Below are 18,628 nucleotides of genomic sequence, written 5' to 3'. Positions count from 1 at the left end.
CCTTCTTCGTTTCAGGTGGCGCCGATCAGGCGACGCAGGACAGGAAGCCCTCTTCCAGGGCCTTCTCGTCCAGCTTGCGGCCGATGAAGACGATGCGCGAGGTCTGCGCCTCGTCAGGCTTCCAGGGGCGCTGGTGGTCGCCATCCAGGATCATGTGGACGCCCTGGAACACGAAGCGGTCCGGATCATCCTTGAAGGCCAGGATGCCCTTGGAGCGCAGGATGTTCGGCCCCTCGGTGGCGACCAGATTCTGCACCCAGGGGAAAAACTTCTCCGGGTCCAGCGGCTTCTCGCTGGCGAACGACACGGACTGCATGTCCTCGTCGTGGAAATGCTTCAGGCCGCCATGGGAATGGCCGTGATCGTGGTGGTGCCCGTGGTCATGATGGTCATGGCCGCAGCCGCAGTCCGGGCCATGCTCGTGGTCATGGTGGTGATGGTCGTCCTCTTCCAGGAAGGCCGGCTCGATGCTCAGGATGCGGTCGAGGTCGAAGGCGCCGCGATTGAGCACCTCGCCCACGTCGATCTGCGACTTCTGCGTCCGGTGCAGCTTGGCATAGGGATTGATGGCCCGGATGCGGCCTTCCACCTCGGCCAGTTCCGAAGGGCTCACGAGATCGGTCTTGTTGAGCAGGATCACGTCGGCGAACGCGATCTGGTTCTTGGCCTCCGGCGCGTCCTTCAGGCGGTCGGTGAGCCACTTGGCGTCGGCCACCGTCACCACCGCGTCGAGCTTGGTGCGCGCGCCCATCTCCTCGTCCACGAAGAAGGTCTGGGCGACGGGGGCCGGATCGGCAAGACCCGTGGTCTCGACAATGATGCCGTCGAATCCACCCTTGCGGCGGAGCAGCCCGTCGATGATGCGGATGAGGTCACCGCGCACGGTGCAGCAGATGCAGCCGTTGTTCATCTCGAACACTTCCTCGTCGGCGCCGACCACGAGGTCATTGTCGATGCCGATCTCGCCGAACTCGTTCACGATCACGGCGAACTTTTTGCCGTGCGGCTCGGACAGGATGCGGTTGAGGAGGGTGGTCTTTCCGGCGCCCAGATAGCCGGTGAGCACGGTGACAGGGATCTTCTCGGAAGCGGCCATGGGGTACTCCAGCACGGGCCTTGCGCCCGCTAGATGGTCGATGGCCGGCGCGGGAGCACCGCACCGGCCGGAAATCTGAGATGGCGCCCCCCGGCTCACTCTCAGGAGGACAGGGCCCCCGAAAGTTCGCGCAGGTTATAGCGCACCATGTCGATGTAGGTGGGCGCAGGGCCTTTGTCATCGGACAGGGCGTCGGAATAAAGCTCGCCACCCACCTTGGCGCCGCTTTCCTTGGCGATGCGGTCCACCAGCTTGGGATTGGTGACGTTCTCCAGGAACACCGCCGGCACCTTCTGTGCCTTGATCTGGCGGATGATGCGGCCGACATCCTTGGCGGAGGCCTCGCTCTCGGTGGACACGCCCTCGGGCGCCAGCAGCTTCAGGCCATAGGCATCGCCGAAATAGCCGAAGGCGTCATGGCTGGTGATGATGACCCGGCGATCGGCGGGAATGCCGGCGATGGCTGCCTTGGCGTCGGCCTCGAGGGCATCGAGCTTCTGGGTATAAGCGGCGGCATTGGCCTCGTAGACGGCCTTGCCGGCGGGATCGGCGGCGATCAGCGCATCGCGGATATTGGCCACATAGACCTTGGCATTGGCGATGGACTGCCAGGCATGGGGATCGATGGGGCCGTGGTCATGGGCGTGCTTCTTGCCCTTGCCGTGGTCGTGGTCATCGTCATCCTGCGGCTCGGTGGCGGTGCGCTCGCGCGGGGTGATGCCCTTGGTGGCCACCACCACGGTCGCCTTGGAGCCGGACGCCTTGATGAGGCGGTCCATCCAGCCCTCGAAGCCGAGGCCGTTGACGAAGATCAGCTTGGCACCGGCGAGCTTCTTCGCGTCGGCGGGGGTGGGCTGGTAGACGTGGGTGTCGCTGTTGGGGCCGACAATGGTGGTCACAGCCACCCGGTCGCCGCCCACATTCTTCACGAAATCCCCAAGGATGGAGAAGGAGGCCACCACCGGCAGCTTGGCGTCGGTGGCGGCAGAGGCCGGCGCGGGGCTGGTCTGGGCAAGGGCCGGAACGCTGGCCAGCGCCAGCGCAGCGGCCAGAACGGCACGACGGGTCAAGGTCATGGGTCGATCTCCGTGATCGGTCAGGACAGGAAAGGTCGTTCGGGCGCCCCATGGGGCGTCCGGCGGGTCGTCACAGAAGCGAGCGTTTCGCGCTCAGGCCTCCGGTTTCAGGCCTCCAGATGACGCTGCGGCCAGCGCCGGGGCAGAAGCCCGCCGGCAGGGCCGAACACGACCGAGGCCGCATAGGCGACCCCGGCCACGAGAATGATGGACGGGCCCGAGGGGGTGCCCAGATGGTAGGACACCAGCAGCCCCAGGACCCCGCTGGCGAATGCGATGAGGGTGGCCACCACCACGAGGGGCGTGAGATCCCGCACCCAGAAGCGGGCGGTGGCGGCGGGCAGCATCATGAGGCCCACCGAGAGCAAAGTGCCGAGCGCATGGAAGCCGCCCACCAAATTCATCACCACCAAGGCCAGGAAGATGATGTGGCTCGGCCCACCTGCCCGGCTCACCGAGGACAGGAAGGCCGGGTCCACGCATTCCAGCACCAGCGGCCGCCAGATGAAGGCCAGCGCCACCAATGTGAGGGTGGCGATGCCAGCCACCAGGATCAGGGTCGGGTCGTCGAGGCCGAGCACGGTGCCGAACAGGACATGCAGCAGGTCCACGTTCGAGCCCTTCAGCGAGACGATCATGACGCCCAGCGCCAGGGAGATCAGGTAGAAGGCCGCGAGCGAAGCGTCCTCCTTGATCTCGGTGGCCCGCGCGATCACGCCCGCCCCCACCGCCACCACCACGCCGGCGGTGAGCCCGCCCAGCGTCATGGCGAAGAGATCGAGGCCCGAGAACAGGAAGCCCACCGCCGCACCGGGCAGGATGGCATGGGCCATGGCATCGCCCGTCAGGCTCATGCGGCGCAGCATCAGGAAAGCGCCCACAGGACCCGCGCCGAGCGCCAGCGCGAACACGCCCACCAAAGCGCGGCGCATGAACTCGAATTCCGCAAACGGGGCGATGAGCGTGTCGTAAGGGTTCATCACAGATCCAGGCGGCCGGGCAAATATCCGGCGGAGGACGACCAGTCAGGCCGCCGCACAGGGGGTGGCATCCTCGTCCCAGGCCTCGCCCATGCGGCGGGCTTTCAGGAGATTTTCGGGCGCCAGAACATCGCGGGTCTCGCCCCAGGCCACCGGGCCACGGGCAAGAAGGAGCGTCTGCGGGAAATGCGCCCGCACCAGCTCGAAATCATGCAGCACGGCGAGCACCGTCCGCTTTTCCCCATGCCAGCGCCGCACCAGGTCCACGAGGTCCGAGACGGTCTTGGCATCGAGCGCGGTGAAGGGCTCGTCGAGCAGGATCAGGCGGGCATCCTGGAGCAGCAGGCGCGCGAACAAGGTGCGCTGCATCTGCCCGCCCGAAAGCGTGCCGATGGGGCGCGCCTCGAAGCCTTCCAGGCCAACGGCGGCCAGCGCCTCCCGGATGCGATCCCGGTCGGCGCGGCCGATGCCGCCGAACAGGCCGCGCTTGCGCCACAGGCCCATGGAGACGAGGTCATAGACATTGATGGGGAAGGAGCGATCCACCTCCGCCCCCTGGGGCAGATAGGCGATCTCGCGCGGACCAATGCCCGCCCGCTCGATGGAGCCGCTCAAGGGCCGCAGCACGCCGGCAATGGCCTTCATCAGCGTGGACTTGCCAGCACCGTTGGGGCCGCACACGGCCAGCAGGGCCCCCTCCTCCACCGCGCCGTCCAAATGATGGATGGCGGGATGGCGCTCATAGCCGAGCGTCAGGTCATGGAAATGCAGCACGGGAGCGCTCATGCCACCACCCACAGGATCGCCACCCACATGACTGCGCACAGCACCGTCACCACTGCGAGCCGAACGCCAAGCGAGGCCCTCAGCGCCGAGAGGCGAGGCAAGCGGACCTCCCGGCGCGAGGCCCCGCCGTGCACGTGCCCGCGCCCCCGCGACGCGGCGCGGTCCGGGCCGGCAAGCGCCGTGCGCGCTGGCTCGGACGGCTTGGCAAGGGTCGGAACAGTCGAAGACATGAGTCTTTGATACAGAGTATCATTTTGTCTGTCCAGCGCTGTTCAGACATAACCAAAGGGCAGACCGGCATCGACGCGGCCGGCACCGGCGGTTTTCGCCATAGGCCTCGACTTTCAACACAGGCCTCGACATGTGCCCGCCGGTGCGCTTCAACACCTGCGCTGCGCGTTCGCGCACCGGAGAGGGCAAGATTCAATCGATTTAGCCTATACTCCGCCTCTGACATGCGAGGGAGCCCGTCGTCCGGCTGGATGGAGAGCCATCGAGCCCACGCGCTCCAAGGGAGAACGCCCATGAGCTTGCCCGATCCGTTCCCGCTGGTGGCCCGCGCCCCGGTCATTCCGGTGGTCGTCATTGAACGGGTGGAGGATGCGGTGCCGCTCGCCCAGGCGCTGGTGGAAGGCGGGCTGCCCCTCATCGAGGTCACGCTGCGCACGCCGGTGGCGCTGGAAGCCATCCGCCTTATTGCCGCGGAAGTGGACGGCGCCATCCTCGGCGCCGGCACGGTCACCGAGAATGCCCATGTGGAAGCCGCGCTGGAAGCGGGCGCCGCCTATCTGGTGAGCCCCGGCACCACGCCGGACTTCGCCCGGCATCTGGCCCAGGCCCCGGTCCCGGTCCTGCCCGGCTGCGCCAGCGTCAGCGAGGCCATGGCGCTCTCGGCGCTGGGCTTCCAGGTGCTGAAATTCTTCCCCGCCGAGGCGGCCGGCGGCGTGCCGTTCCTGAAATCCATCGCCGGCCCGCTGCCAGGCCTGCGCTTCTGCCCCACGGGCGGCATCGGCCCGGCCAATGTGGAAAGCTATCTGGCGCTGCCCAATGTGGTGGCGGTGGGCGGCTCCTGGGTGGTGCCCGCCGATGCCATCCGCGCCGGCGGCTTCGGCAAGGTCCGCGACCTCGCCAAGGCGGCGTCGGTCCTCAAGCGGACGGCCAAGCTCGGTTGAAGGGGATGACCCGGACCGGGCGCCCGGGTCTTCGCCCTCAGTGGGCGCTGACCCCGGCCTGGATGGCGCGGGGGATGATGGCGCCGCGATGCATGATCACCTCGCCGGCCAGACGATGGCCGGCGAGCGCCGCCTCCAGCGGGCTCTGGCCCTTCAGGCGGGCGGCGAGATAGCCGGCATTGAAGCTGTCGCCGGCTCCCGTGGTGTCCACGGGCCTCACCTCCCGCTCCACCGGCACCTCGATGGTCTGCCCATCCGCATAGACGAGGGCACCCGCCGGCCCATTCTTCACCACCACCTCGGACACGCCATAGGTGGTGATGCGCTCGATGGTGGCGCGCGGCGAGGCATCGCCCCACAGGGCCACCTCGTCCTCGAAGGTGGGCAGCGCCACCGAGGCCCGCTTCAGCGCCTCCGCGAACACGGTGCGCGCGCGCCCGAGGTCCCCGCCCCAGCCGCGGGGCCGGAAATTGCCGTCAAACACCCGCCAGGCGCCCCGCTCGCCGGCCATTTCCAGCGTCGCCAGAAAGCGCCCGAGGCCCGTATTGGTGTAGAGCGACAGGGTGATGCCGGAAAAATAGACCGCCTTGGCCTCCACCAATTGCTGGGCGATCTCCTGCCAGCCCTCCAGCTCGAACAGGCTGCGGGCAGGCGCGCTGTCGCGCCAGTAATGGAAGGTGCGCTCGCCCTTGTCGTCGGTGGTGATGAGATAGAGGCCGGGCACGCGCCCCTTGGCGATCAGCACGGTGCGCCCCGTCAGCCCCTCGGCGGCGGCCAGATCCAGGATCTGGCTGGAGAAGGCATCGTCGCCCAGCGCGGTGGCATAGGAGGTCTCGATGCCGGCGCGGGAGAGATAGACGGCGGTGTTGAACGTGTCGCCGCCAAAGGCGAGGCCGAAGCGGCCGTCGGAACCGCGCGCCAGCTCCACCATCACTTCGCCCACCGAGACAACCTGAACCATTCTCTCTCCCCAGGGCCGCCACAGGGCGCCCTTTTCGTGCATCGGCCGGCGTGGCCGGCCCCATCTGGAGGCGCACCTTTGGCCAAGCGGGCGCATGGCGCAAGCCCTTAAGGGGCGAAACTTAACCGTTTCAAATGGCGGATAGCCTCAATCCACCGGAGGTGCGGTGCCTTGGAGCCAGGTGGCAGGGCGCAGGCCCACATTCACCACCGGCGCCACCGCCACCGGCGCCGTCGGGATGGGCGGCACCTCGCCATAGCGCAGCCGCAAATCCTGCGCCCGCCGCTCATTGGTCACGATGAGGCACAGCGAACGCTGCTCGAAATTGCCGATGGCCCGGCCACCCTCAAAGGGGGCGACCGACTGACAATCCATGTTGCGGAACAGGAGGAAGCGCGAATGGGTCTCCTGCAACTGCCCCTTCCAGCGGGCGCGCTGGGTGGGCATGAGATCGACGCGCGCCTCGATCACCTCGATGGCCGTGTCGAGCGCGGCATTCAGCACGGTGTCGCTGAGGCGCACCGCATCGAAGAGGCAGCGGTTGAACTCGCGCGGGAACAGCGTGTCGCGCGGGCAGCGCTCTCCCAGCGGCCAGGCGGCGGCAGGGCCGGAGGCCTCCTGCGGACGCTCGGAGGCGCGATCCCGCGCCGGCAGGGGGGTCAAGTGATGGGTCAGCACCTGCGCCGGCGTCGGCCCGGTCGGATGCGAGGGACCACCGGCGGGAGCTTGATCCCCAAGGACCTCATTCACCCAGGTCACCACAAGCGGGGCGAGCCGCGCCTGCGCGAACAGGACTAGGCCGGCGCCCACAGCGAGACCCACCGCCAGCCCGAGCCCGGCGCGCCTCCAGCCCCCTCCCCGTTCCCGGCGCGCCGCCGCCATCCGCCCGTCAGGCCGCGTCGCGGCGGGCGAGGAAGGCGCCCATGCGGTCGAGGGCGATGCGGATATTGTCCGCCGAATTGGCATAGGACAGGCGGATATAGCCCTCGCCATGGATGCCGAAGTCCGGCCCGCCGATCACCGCGACGCCCGCCTCCTCCAGAAGCGCGGAGGCCAGCGCCTTGGCCGAGCGCCAGCCGGTGCCCGATACGTTGGGGAAGGCATAGAAGGCGCCCTTCGGCGTAGCGCAGGACACGCCCGGCAAGGCATTCAGCCCATCCACCACGATGCGGCGGCGGGCATTGAACTCAGACACCATGTCCGCCACCGGCTGCTGGGGGCCTTCAAGGGCCGCGATGCCGGCATATTGGGTGGCCGCGTTCACGCATGACCAGGCATTCACCGAGAGCTTGCGCACCTGGTCATAGAGCGCCTGCGGCCAGATGGAATAGCCGAGGCGCCAGCCGGTCATGGCATAGGTCTTGGACCAGCCGTTCAGCAGGATCAGCCGGTCGCGGATCTCGGGATAGGCCAGAAGCGTCTGGTGCTGCTCGCCGTCGAAGACGAAATGGTCGTAGATCTCGTCCGACATGATGGCGACGTGTGGATGGGCGGCGAGCCCCTTCACCAATTTGTCGATCTCTGCCTTGGGGGTAACGCCGCCGGTCGGGTTGGCGGGCGAGTTGATGATGAGGAGCCGCGTCGCCGGGGTAATGAGCGCCAAGGTCTCCTCCGCCGAGAAGGCAAAGCCGTTCTCCTCACGGATCGGCACCGCCACCGGGGTGGCGCCCGTATGCTCGATCATGGAGCGGTAGATGGGGAAGCCGGGATCGGGATAGAGGATCTCCGCGCCGGGCTCACCGAACAGGCGGATGGCCGCATACATGGTGACCTTGCCGCCGGGCACGATCATGACGAGGCCCGGATCCACCTCCACGCCATAGCGGCGGTTCAGATCACGCGCCACCGCCTCGCGCAGAGGCAGGATGCCCACCGAGGGCGTATAGCCGTGCTGCCCGTCCTGGAGCGCTTTGACCGCCGCTTCGACGATATGCTCGGGCGTGCGGAAATCCGGCTGGCCGATGCCCAGATTGATGATGTCCTTCCCCTGCCCCGCCAGCACCGTGGCGCGGGCAAGAACGGCAAAGGCATTCTCCTCGCCGATGCGATCAAAGGCGGCGACGGTGGTGAGCATGGCGGTTCCTCGACGGCTTGTTCTGTGGGCCGGAAGGTGCAGGAGCAGGCGCCATCCGGCAAGAGGGGGGTGAGTTCGGCCTCCCCCCTCAATCCCTGAAATAATCCGGATGGCTCCGCCGCATGCCCTCGGCGGAGGCGAGCGAGCGGGAGAGGTGGTCGCGGACGGCGGCCTGGGCGGCGGGGGCGTCGCCCTGGGCGACGGCGTCGGCGATGGCGGTGTGGTCGCGGACGATCTGCGGCGCCTTGCCGGCAATGGGCAGGTTGAGCCGTCGCAGCCGGTCGATATGCCCGCTCCAGCGACGCACCAGGGCCCAGAGCTCGGCCGCGCCGGCCGCCTCGCACAAGGTGGCATGGAAGGCCCGGTCCTCGCCGTCGAACGCCTCCAGGTCCCCCACCTCCAAGAAGGCGGATTGGCGGGCGAGGACGGCGCGCAGGGCGGCCACGGCCTCGGCCCGCCTCTCCTGTTCGCACAGAAGGCGCACCGCCTCCTGCTCAATGGAGCGGCGCAGGAATTGGGCGCGCCGGGCCTGGGAGAGGTCGATGGGGCTCACGCGCGTGGCATGCTGGGGGAAGACATCCACCAGTCCTTCTTCCTCCAGCCGCATGAGGGCGTCGCGCACGGGGGTGGAGGAGACGCCGAACAGGTCCTGGAGCGCGGCGCGGGGCAGGACGGTGCCGGGCGGCAGCACCAGGGAGACGATCTTCTCGCGCAGATAGTCGAACACCTGCGGCGCCGCCTGCCGCGAGCGGTCACGGGCGGGGCGCGGCAGATTGGGGGGCAGGGTCTGGAGATCCAGCATGCGGTTCATGGGGATTTTGATAGCACGATTGCACGCTTGACGCGCTAATGCATTAGTGTTTTTGATTGTGCCAGACCCGCCTCAGACGGGCCGCAAAGCGCCCTGAACACAGGGCGTCCAGGGAAACGCCAGGGGAGTCCCCCAATGCCACCGTTCAAGCTCTTATGCGCGGCCCTCGTGGGCGCCGCGCTCGCTTCGCCGTGCCTGACCGCGCCCGCTCTGGCCGCCGGCTATCCAGACCGGCCGGTCACCGTGGTCGTGCCCTTTCCGGCTGGGGGCGCGTCCGACAGCACGGCGCGCTTCATGCAGCCCAAGATGAGCGAGACCCTCGGCCAGCCCGTGGTGATCGACAACCGGGCCGGGGCCAACGGCGCCAATGGGGCGAGCCATGTGGCCAAGTCCCCGGCCGACGGCTACACGCTGCTGGTGGGCTCCATCGGCGTCTTCGCCATCAATCCGGCGCTGATGCCCAACCTTTCCTACAGCCCGCAGAAGGAGTTTGACCTCCTGACGGTTGCTGTGCGCACCCCCAACGTGCTGGTGGCGAACCCCAACTTCCCGGCCAATACGGTGGCCGAGCTGATCGCCTACATGAAGGCCAATCCCGGCAAGGTGACGTTCGCCTCCTCCGGCATCGGCTCCTCCGACCACCTCACCGCCGCCCTGTTCTGGCAGAAGACCAAGACGCAGGGCCTGCACGTGCCCTACAAAGGCGGCGGCCCGGCCATTTCCGACCTGATCGGCGGCCATGCGGACGTTTCGTTCCAGAATCTGGGCTCCGTGGCGAGCCAGGTGAAGGGCGGCAAGCTGAAGATCCTCGCAGTCACCGCGGCAGAGCGCACCTCGCTCTTCCCCGACACCCCCACCATGGCGCAGGCCGGCGTGCCCGGGCTCGAGGTCTATTCCTGGCAGGCAGCCGCCGGCCCCAAGGGCCTGCCGGCGGATGTGAAGGCCAAGCTCGTCGCCGCGTTCAAGGCCGCCCTCACGGACCCGGACGTGATCCGTAAGTTCAACGATATCGGCTTCCAGGTGGTCAACAGCACGCCCGCCGAGTTCGAGGCCTTTCAGGCCAAAGAGCAGGCCATGTGGAAAGGCGTGATCGACGAGGGCAAGATCAGCCCCACGCAGTGAACCGGCCCCCGCAGGAATCAGCCTCTGCCATTCTTTCCCCGCCCGGGTCCCCAAGGCCCGGGCGGGGGCGTCTCCCCTCCCTCAGGTCCCGTCATGCCAGAGCATAAGAAGACACCGCAGACCCTGCGCAGCGCGCGCTGGTTCTCCGCCGACGATTTGCGCGGCTTCGGCCACCGTTCCCGCATTCTCCAGATGGGCTATGCCCATTCCGATTTCGTCGGCCGGCCCGCCATTGCGATCGTCAACACCTGGTCGGGCATCAATCCCTGCCACGCCCATTTCAAGGAGCGGGTGGAGGACGTGAAGAAGGGGGTGCTGCAGGCGGGCGGCTTTCCCATCGAGCTGCCGGCGCTCTCGCTGGCCGAGAATTTCGTCAAGCCTACCACCATGCTCTACCGCAACTTCCTCGCCATGGAGACGGAGGAGCTGATCCGCTCCCATCCGGTGGATGGCGTGGTGCTCATGGGCGGCTGCGACAAGACCACCCCCGCCCTCATCATGGGCGCCATCAGCGCCGGCCTGCCCGCCATTTTCGTGCCCGCCGGGCCCATGCTGCGGGGCAATTGGAAGGGCAAGGTGCTGGGCTCGGGCTCGGATGCCTGGAAGTTCTGGGACGAACGCCGCGCCGGCAACATCACCGACCAGGACTGGAAAGACATTGAGGGCGGCATCGCCCGCTCCTACGGCCATTGCATGACCATGGGCACGGCCTCCACCATGACGGCCATTGCCGAGGCCATCGGCTTCACCATGCCCGGCGCCTCCTCCATTCCGGCGGCGGATGCGGGGCACATGCGCATGGCGGCGGAAGCGGGCCGGCGCATCATCGACATGGTCTGGGAGGATCTCAAACCCGCCGACATCCTCACCCGCGACAGCTTCGAGAATGCCATCGCGGTGGCCATGGCCATGGGCTGCTCCACCAATGCCATCATCCATGTGCTGGCCATGTCCCGCCGCGCCGGCTGCCCGGTGACCCTCGATGATTTCGAGGCGGCGAGCCGCAAGGTCCCCACCTTGGCCAATGTGCGGCCCACCGGCGACACCTACCTCATGGAGGATTTCTTCTATGCGGGCGGCCTCACGGCGCTGATGAACCGCATCGGCGGCCACCTGCACCTTGACGCCCTCACCGTCTCCGGCCGCACCGTGGGCGAGAATATTGCCGGGGCCGAGGTCTATAATGACGATGTCATCCGCACGCCCGACCGCCCCGCCACCGACCAGAGCGCCCTTGCGGTTCTGAAGGGGAATCTGGCGCCCGAGGGCTGCGTCATCAAGCCGGGCTGCTGCGAGCCGCGCCTCCTGAAGCATGCCGGCCCCGCCTTGGTCTTCGACGACTATCCCGCCATGAAGGCGGCCATCGACGACGAAAACCTGGACGTCACGCCCGACCATGTGCTGGTGTTGCGCAATGCGGGGCCGCTGGGCGGGCCGGGCATGCCGGAATGGGGCATGCTGCCGCTGCCGAAGAAGCTGGTGAAGCAGGGCGTGCGGGACATGATGCGCATCTCGGACGCCCGCATGAGTGGCACCTCCTATGGCGCCTGCGTGCTCCATGTCTCGCCCGAATCCTATCTGGGCGGGCCGCTGGCCTTGGTCCAAACGGGCGATATCATCGCGGTGGACGTGGCGGCCCGCAGCATCCACCTTCAGGTGGACGAGGCCGAGCTGGAGCGCCGCCGGGCCGCCCTCTCCCCGCCGCCGCCGCGCTATGAGCGCGGCTATGGCTGGATGTTCTCCCGCCACATCAAGCAGGCGCATGAAGGGTGCGACTTCGACTTCCTGGAAACCAGCTTCGGCGCCCCCGCGGGCGAACCGGACATCTTCTGACCGACCATTCACCGGGAGTGAAACGTGGAATTGCCCGTCAATACCTTCAAGGCCGCCATCCATGCCCGCCGCCAGCAGATCGGGCTGTGGTGCTCCATTCCGTCCAACTTCACCGCCGAGATCCTCGCCAATTCCGGCTTCGACTGGCTGCTCATCGACACCGAGCACACCCCCAACGAGCTGGCCAATGTCTACAGCCAGCTCCAGGCGGTGAATGGCGGCACGGCCCATCCCATCGTGCGCATTCCCTGGAACGATGCGGTGGTGATCAAGCGCTATCTGGATGCGGGCGTGCAGACCTTCCTCATCCCCATGGTGCAGAATGCGGAGGAGGCCCGCGCGGCGGTGGCCGCCACGCGCTACCCGCCCAAGGGCATCCGGGGCTTTGCCTCGGCCGCGCGCTCCTCGCGCTTTGGCCGGGTGAAGGACTATTATTCCAAGTGCGAGCAGGAATTGTGCGTGCTGGTGCAGGTGGAGACCCAGACCGCCCTCGATAATCTGGAAGAGATCTGCGCGGTGGAAGGCGTGGACGGGGTCTTCATCGGCCCCGGGGACCTGTCCGCCTCCATCGGCTATCTGGGCCGGCAGGGGGAAGAGGCGGTGGTGACCCTCATCGAGGGCGCCATCGGTCGCATCACCAAGGCCGGCAACCGGGCGGGCATCCTGACCCCCGACGCGACGCTCGCCCGCCGCTACATGGCGGCCGGCTGCGTGTTCACGGCAGTGGGCTCCGACAGCGGCCTTCTGGTGCGCCATTCCGAGGCACTGGCCCAGTCTTTCAAGGCGGGCTGAGGGAAAACCGGGGCGCCGGCGGTCAGGCCGCCGCCCGCGCCCTCTGGGCCTCCAGCCCCTGGCGCAGGGCATCGGGCGTGACGACGCCCCGATGGAGCAGATGCTCGCCGATGCGCCCGTCGCGTTCGGGATGATAGTCCAGCATGGCCGCCTCGAAGGCGTCGCGCTGCACGAGGCCGAGGGCGATCAGCACGTCGCCGAGCAGCGGCGGGGTGGTCTGCGCGTCGAAGGTCTCGGACGCACCGGTCAGCAGGCGCAAGGCAGCGGCGATCTCGCTCTCCCGGGCCACGCACTGAATAGGCGGCTGGCCCAAGGCGGCCGCCAGCGCCGTCACAGCCTCGCCCCGAAGGGGACCGCCCACCGCGACGCGCGGCGCCCCGTCCGCATCCGGTCCGATGGGCACGCAGCGATAGCGCACGCACAACTCAAGCGGCACATCGCGCCCGTGGCGCTGGATCTTGTCCGCCGTCAGGAAGACGCGCGGCAGGTCCTCCTGGGCGGCGATGGCCTCGGCCAGCGTGTCGTCGTCGAGCCAGCCTTGCGCCACCAGCAGGCGCCCCAGCGGCAATTGGGTCTGTTCCTGCTGCTCCAGCGCCGCATCGAGCTTGGCCTCGTCCACCACCTGCCAGGCGCGCAGCAATTCCCCGAGCCGGGCCCGGCGCTTGGCCAGCTGCGCCGTGGTCGGGAAGGCATGGGTGGTCTTGTCCCAGGTGACGCGGGTGCCGAACAGGAGCGAGGCGATGAACAGCTTCCAGGCGCGCGCCGCCGCCATGAAGTTCACGGCATTGGAAATCACCATGCGCGGCAAAGAGAGCAGGCCCTGCTGCCAGCCATAGAGGATGCCGACGAAATACATGCGCTGCACCACCCGCAGCGTGAAGGCGATGAAGTTGAAGAACAGGACGAAGATCATGAAGTCGTTATTGACGAACATGGGCGGGAAGCGCTCGCGCCCAAAGCCCAGCTCGGCCGCAATGAAGAAGCCCAGGAAGTTCAACAGCACGAAATAGGCGAGGATGGAGACCAGCGAGGTGACGATGGACTTGCGGTCGCGGAACAGGAGGTATTTGGTCGCCCAGGAGCCCGGCCAGCCCAGTTGCACCCAGCTCTGGAGGGCGATGCCCAAGGTCCAGCGCGCCTTCTGGCGATAGGCGGCGCGGAAGGTGTCGGGAAAGAACTCACGCACGCACAAGGGCATGGTGATGGTCGTGGGCTTGTCGGCGGCGCCGAACCAGCTCTTGCGCACCACCCGGTAATGGACGGGGAAGCGCACGAAGATGGACTTCATGTTCCGGCGCGTCAGGCGCAGGCCGATGTCATAGTCCTCGGTCAGGCTGTCGGTGTTGAAGGGCTGGTTGTTGGTCTCCTCGCACAGCGCAAGGAGCGCCTTGCGGGAGAAGCAGGTGCCCACCCCGGCCGAGGGCACCATGCCCGACAGGCTCTCGCGCACCGGCAGGTCCTTGGCGTGCCACTCGGCGAACTCGTCCATATAGGTGCCGGCCACCAGCTCGTACCAGTCGCGCTCCAGCGACATGACCGGGATCTGCACCAGCTCCTTGCGATGCACCAGATAGTTGAAGAGGTGTAATTCCAGCGGGTGGATCACGTCCTCGCAGTCGTGCAGCACCACGCCAGCGAACTCCACGTTGTGCTGCTGCTCGTAGAGGAAGATGGCCTGCACCACCCAGTTCAGGCAGTCCGCCTTGCAGGTGGGGCCGGGATGGGGCACCTCCACCCGCTGAAGCTGCTTGAAGCGACGCTTCATGCGCTCCACCTCGGTGATGGTGGCCTCGTCGTTGGGATAGGTGCCGACGAAGATCTGGTAGTTGCGATACTCCAGCGTGCCCACCATGGTGTCGAGCATCACCGCGATGACATTGGCCTCCATCCAGGCCGGCACCATGATGGCGATGGGCTTTTCCGGCGCCTCCCGCAGCCCTTCCGCCGTCAGCGGCTTGTAATGGGGCGCGCGCTTGATGGTGAGGGCGCGGACGATCTCCCGCACCCAGTAATAGGCGTCGATGAACAGGTCATCGAGGCTTGAGATCATGATGAGCACGGCCACCACGGCCGCGATCCATTCCACCGCCGCATAATAGAAGGCGAAGGGATACATGAGCACGGCGCTCAGCATGGGCCCCTCCCCCCTGCGCCGGTGCCGCGGGCGGGCGCACGTCTCCGCAGGACGGCCAGCCCGGGGGCTGCCGTCGAACGCGGCGCACGCGCCGCCCGCTGTGCGCTCATCCTCATCAATGGCCGCCCGTCCGGTTCCGGCGGCGCATGGCACGGGCCGCCAGCAGCAGCGCGAAGAACAGGACGATGGCGACGCCGACGGCGATGGGACCCCAGGTGGCGCGCTCGTTCCAGGCCATCAGCACATAGTCCCAGGGCCGCTGCGCCACCACCTCGGCCGCGCTCTGGGTGTTGATCTGCGCCACGGTGCCGTTGCCGGCCACCACCGCCACGTCACCGGTGCCGAGCTGGAAGGTGGCGTCTCCCGCTCCCCCGCCGAGCGAGCGATAATCGAGGCCCACCCGCTCGCCGGAGGCCATGGCCTGGATCACCGCCACCCGGTCGAGCCCGGTCAGGTCCAGGAGCGTGCGGTCGCCCTCGCCCACCAGGATGAGCCGGTCGCCCTCCACGCGCACCTTGCGGGCGGCACCGTCCACGGCCGCGTCGAAGGACACGAAGTTGGCGCCGGGCTTCACCGCGCCCGAGGCGGGCGCCACCGTCAGCTTGCCCTGCTCGGGCGAGACGCCGGCGGCCACCATTACGGAGACCATGCGCGGCAGGCCGTCCAGGGGCGCCTGGAGATAGGCGGCCGGCACGATGACGTCGAGCGGACCAGACAGCCGCGCCAGCACGCCCACGAAGTCGGTGGTGGTGGCGGTGTTGTCGGAGACGAGGCGGCTCGAGGGCAGCACCGCCACCGGAAAGGGCTGAGGCGTCTCGCGGCAGCGATCGCCCATGGGCTGGCGCTGGAACGACACCCGCAGCACATTCACCGGGGCGAGCGCGTAATAGGGCACGTCCACCGACAGCCGCTCCGCCCCGCCATTGCCGCCGAGGCTGCGGGCGCCCAGCAGATAATCGTTCAGGAACACCGAGGCGACCGGCTGGGAGGAGGCAGCGCTCGGCGCCGCCGCCAGGTCCAAGTCCAGGCGCGAGGGCAAGCCGCCGGCCGTGACCGCCTTGCCGATGTCGAAGGTGGCGCTCCAGTCGCCGCGCACCAGAACGTCAAAGGAGGCGGACACCCCGCCCAGGCGCGAGAGCGGAATGGCGCGGCTATCGCCGGGGGCACGGGCGACCGCGGTATCCACCTTCACGGCCGGCACCTGGAGCGTGCGGCGCCAGGTGTCGGAGAGCACGCCGGAGGCGGGGCCGGCGGCGGCGGCATCCACCGCGATCACCGAGCGCCCGCCCAGCATGGCGATGTTGAGGTTGCGGCCCGTCACGTCCCGCTCGGCGGTGAAGTTCTGGGCGCGCCATGCCTCGAACGCGGCGAGCGGCTCGGGGCCTGCGGCGGCCATCTGCACACGCAGGGCGTCCATGGCGGCGGACAAAGCGGTGCGCAGCGCCGCATCGCTGACCACCACATCCGCGACCACCGGGCCATGCCCCGCCACCATCAGCAGCGCGCCCAGCTCCGCCGCGTCCTTGATGACGTGGCGCCCGCCTCCCTGAAGGGCCGCGAAGGCGGGGATCGCCCGCAGCGGCGGGGGTAGGGTGAGGCCGGTCAGGTCCACCTCGCTGCCCACCGATGGCAGAACCGTGAACACCACCCGCTTGCCCCCGCGCTCCAGCACCGTCCCGATGCGCCAGGAGGCATCGAAGCTCTGCTGGGACAGGACGCCTGGCGCCATCAGCACCCGGGTCCGGGCCGGCAGGGCGGTCCAGGCGGTGGTGAGATCCAGCACCGCGTTGCGATCATAGGAATAGGTCAGTCGGGTGGTGGGCTGGAGCTCCAGCACATTGCCGATGGACCGGTCGTCGAAGCACACCTGCTCAGCCACCATGGAGGCCCAGGCGACGGACAATTCCACGAAGCCGGAATTGCGCGGCCGCCCCGAAATCGACATGGGGGTCGAGATCACGCCCTCCGGATCGGAGGGGGCGCTCGCCCATTGGGCGGTGCCGTCCACATAGGCCACCACGGTCGTCCGCCCGCCATCGCCACGCAGATAGCGGGCGTCCAACGTCACCACCGCATCCTTGATGGGGATGCCAGAAGGCACGGGGAGGAACAGGCTGCGGCGCGAATCCGTGCCGGACAGGTTGATGGGCCGGGCAATGCCGAGCTCGGAGAGAGCAACGCTCACCTGCACGGTGCCGTCGCTCAGCGCCCTGATGGCCTCGGCGAGGGTCTCGGCGGGGGCCGCGGGCGGGCGCGACGTGGCGCTCGCGGGCGGGGTCTGCAGCTGGGCCTGGCGCTGGGCCTGGATCTGCAGCGGGGCTTGCAGCTGCCGCGGCGGCGGGGTCTGGGCCTCGGCCGGGCGAGGCATGGCGCAGGTGAGCCCCAGAAGGGCGAGCCCCGCCACGGCGCTGAAGACGCCGCCGGTGACCGGGCGGCCGAAAGGAAAATACGCTGTCTTGCCCACGGTCTCGTCCTGCCTGTCCCGGTGCGCAGCGGCCTGCCCAGCCTCGCGCCCGTCGCCAAATTCACTGCAAATCGGCTCAAATTGCGCCCTTTGGAGCGCGCTGGCCGGTGCCCCGATCACGATCATGCGCGGTCTCCCGCGGCAAAGGGTGCGATTTCACGGCCGAGCAAGGCGGATACGATGCGCGCACAGGCACGTCCATCGCCGTAGGGATTGTTCTGCCGCGAGAACTGCGCATAGCGCTCCGGTTCGTCCAGCAGCGCACCCACCGCGCCGACGATGCGGTCGGCATCCGTTCCCACCAGTTCCACCGTCCCTGCCGCGACGGCCTCCGGCCGTTCGGTGACCTCGCGCATCACCAGCACCGGCTTGCCGAGGGAGGGCGCCTCCTCCTGCACGCCGCCGGAATCGGTGAGCACCAGATGGCAGCGGCGCATGAGATAGACGAAGGGCAGGTAATCCAGCGGCGGGATCAGATGTACGTTGGCCCGTCCGCCCAAAAGCCGGTGCACCGGCTCGCGCACATGGGGGTTGAGGTGGACGGGATAGAGGATCTCGATGTCGCTGCGGGCGGCGAGGCGGGAGAGCGCCTCGCAAATGGCGATGAAGCCGGGGCCGAAATTCTCCCGCCGGTGGCCCGTCACCAGCACCAGGCGCCGGCTGGCGTCCAGGAAGGCGAACTGGCCGGACAGCTCGGCGGCAAGGGCCGGGTCGGAATCGATCCGCGCCAGCGCCAGGAACAGGGCATCGATGACCGTATTGCCGGTGACGTGAATGGTCCCGGCGAGGCGCTCGCTGCGCAGATTGTCCGCCGCCGCCGGGGTGGGTGCGAAAAGGAGGCCGCAGAGGCGGTCCGCCACCTGTCGGTTCATCTCTTCCGGCCAGGGCTGGGTGAGGTCATAGGTGCGCAGGCCTGCCTCCACATGCCCCAACGGAATGCCCCGATTGAAGGCGCACAGCGCCGCCGCTAGCGCCGTCGTGGTGTCACCATGCACCAGCACTCGATCCGGCCGCACCTCGTCCAGCACCGGGTCGAGGGCGGAGAACACGCGGGCGGTCAGGCCATTGAGCGTCTGGTTGGGGACCATCACATCAAGGTCGTAATCGGGGGTGATCTGGAACAGGCCGAGCACCTGGTCCAGCATGGCGCGGTGCTGGCCGGTTACGCAGACAAGGGAGGTCAGTCCAGCTTCCGCTTCGATCGACTTGACCAAAGGCGCCATCTTGATGGCTTCAGGTCGGGTACCGAACACCGACAAAATGCGCATGATCTCCAATTGCCCCCTGTTTCAACCGGTCCCCGACGCTCCTATGCGCCCGCTCCCAT

At 68.2% G+C, this 18,628-nt stretch carries 15 protein-coding genes; 4 read left to right on the top strand and 11 right to left on the bottom strand.

Features of this window, described 5'->3' with window-relative positions; genetic code table 11:
- Positions 1-25: 25 nt before the first annotated feature.
- The 4 genes from J5J86_RS18595 to aztA all read right to left on the bottom strand — a co-directional run bounded on the left by J5J86_RS18595 (position 26) and on the right by aztA (position 3,938).
- Positions 26-1,096, bottom strand: coding sequence for a CobW family GTP-binding protein (locus J5J86_RS18595; RefSeq protein ID WP_209100680.1), 1,071 nt, complete (start codon positions 1,094-1,096; stop codon positions 26-28).
- A gap of 101 nt (positions 1,097-1,197) precedes the next feature.
- Positions 1,198-2,172 carry a metal ABC transporter substrate-binding protein gene (locus J5J86_RS18590; RefSeq protein ID WP_209100678.1) on the bottom strand — a complete coding sequence of 325 codons (975 nt, stop codon included), beginning with the start codon at positions 2,170-2,172 and terminating at the stop codon, positions 1,198-1,200.
- Between the two features lie 107 nt (positions 2,173-2,279).
- Positions 2,280-3,152 carry a metal ABC transporter permease gene (locus J5J86_RS18585; RefSeq protein WP_209100676.1) on the bottom strand — a complete coding sequence of 291 codons (873 nt, stop codon included), beginning with the start codon at positions 3,150-3,152 and terminating at the stop codon, positions 2,280-2,282.
- 45 nt (positions 3,153-3,197) lie between these two features.
- Positions 3,198-3,938, bottom strand: coding sequence for a zinc ABC transporter ATP-binding protein AztA (gene aztA, locus J5J86_RS18580; protein WP_209100674.1), 741 nt, complete (start codon positions 3,936-3,938; stop codon positions 3,198-3,200).
- 524 nt (positions 3,939-4,462) lie between these two features.
- Between aztA and eda the strand changes: the two genes are divergently transcribed.
- Positions 4,463-5,110 (top strand): bifunctional 4-hydroxy-2-oxoglutarate aldolase/2-dehydro-3-deoxy-phosphogluconate aldolase, encoded by a 648-nt coding sequence (eda, locus tag J5J86_RS18575; protein WP_209100672.1) that lies wholly within the window; start codon positions 4,463-4,465, stop codon positions 5,108-5,110.
- Between the two features lie 37 nt (positions 5,111-5,147).
- Here the strand turns inward: eda and J5J86_RS18570 are convergent, their stop codons facing one another.
- From J5J86_RS18570 to J5J86_RS18555, 4 genes are all read right to left on the bottom strand, one after another.
- Positions 5,148-6,071 (bottom strand): sugar kinase, encoded by a 924-nt coding sequence (locus tag J5J86_RS18570; protein ID WP_209100670.1) that lies wholly within the window; start codon positions 6,069-6,071, stop codon positions 5,148-5,150.
- Between the two features lie 147 nt (positions 6,072-6,218).
- Positions 6,219-6,953: a lysozyme inhibitor LprI family protein gene (locus J5J86_RS18565; RefSeq protein WP_209100668.1), complete on the bottom strand. Its 735-nt coding sequence runs from the start codon at positions 6,951-6,953 to the stop codon at positions 6,219-6,221.
- A 7-nt stretch (positions 6,954-6,960) separates the two neighbouring features.
- Complete coding sequence (locus tag J5J86_RS18560; protein WP_209100666.1) at positions 6,961-8,145, bottom strand: pyridoxal phosphate-dependent aminotransferase; 1,185 nt, start codon at positions 8,143-8,145, stop codon at positions 6,961-6,963.
- 88 nt (positions 8,146-8,233) lie between these two features.
- Entirely contained in the window at positions 8,234-8,947 is a 714-nt protein-coding gene (locus tag J5J86_RS18555) for a GntR family transcriptional regulator (protein ID WP_209105448.1), read from the bottom strand.
- Between the two features lie 144 nt (positions 8,948-9,091).
- Between J5J86_RS18555 and J5J86_RS18550 the strand changes: the two genes are divergently transcribed.
- The 3 genes from J5J86_RS18550 to J5J86_RS18540 all read left to right on the top strand — a co-directional run bounded on the left by J5J86_RS18550 (position 9,092) and on the right by J5J86_RS18540 (position 12,703).
- Positions 9,092-10,078 carry a Bug family tripartite tricarboxylate transporter substrate binding protein gene (locus J5J86_RS18550; protein ID WP_209100665.1) on the top strand — a complete coding sequence of 329 codons (987 nt, stop codon included), beginning with the start codon at positions 9,092-9,094 and terminating at the stop codon, positions 10,076-10,078.
- A 93-nt stretch (positions 10,079-10,171) separates the two neighbouring features.
- Positions 10,172-11,911 carry an L-arabinonate dehydratase gene (araD, locus tag J5J86_RS18545; RefSeq protein ID WP_209100663.1) on the top strand — a complete coding sequence of 580 codons (1,740 nt, stop codon included), beginning with the start codon at positions 10,172-10,174 and terminating at the stop codon, positions 11,909-11,911.
- 24 nt (positions 11,912-11,935) lie between these two features.
- The gene (locus J5J86_RS18540) at positions 11,936-12,703 is read left to right on the top strand and encodes an aldolase/citrate lyase family protein (protein WP_209100661.1); all 768 of its coding nucleotides are present in this window, start codon (positions 11,936-11,938) and stop codon (positions 12,701-12,703) included.
- A gap of 22 nt (positions 12,704-12,725) precedes the next feature.
- Here J5J86_RS18540 and J5J86_RS18535 read toward each other — a convergent pair whose 3' ends face one another.
- The 3 genes from J5J86_RS18535 to wecB form a co-directional block, all read right to left on the bottom strand.
- Positions 12,726-14,837 carry a glycosyl transferase family protein gene (locus J5J86_RS18535; protein ID WP_209100658.1) on the bottom strand — a complete coding sequence of 704 codons (2,112 nt, stop codon included), beginning with the start codon at positions 14,835-14,837 and terminating at the stop codon, positions 12,726-12,728.
- A 115-nt stretch (positions 14,838-14,952) separates the two neighbouring features.
- On the bottom strand, positions 14,953-17,301 hold the full coding sequence (locus tag J5J86_RS18530) for a hypothetical protein (RefSeq protein WP_209100656.1): 2,349 nt from the start codon (positions 17,299-17,301) through the stop codon (positions 14,953-14,955).
- Positions 17,302-17,423: 122 nt separating this feature from the next.
- A complete protein-coding gene (gene wecB, locus J5J86_RS18525) occupies positions 17,424-18,569 on the bottom strand; it encodes a non-hydrolyzing UDP-N-acetylglucosamine 2-epimerase (RefSeq protein WP_209100654.1) in 1,146 nt (381 codons plus the stop codon).
- Positions 18,570-18,628 lie beyond the last annotated feature (59 nt).

The organism is Aquabacter sp. L1I39 (assembly GCF_017742835.1).
Classification (GTDB): domain Bacteria; phylum Pseudomonadota; class Alphaproteobacteria; order Rhizobiales; family Xanthobacteraceae; genus L1I39.
The sequence above is the reverse complement of the archived record's forward strand: the minus strand, read 5'-3'. Positions and strand labels throughout refer to the sequence as shown.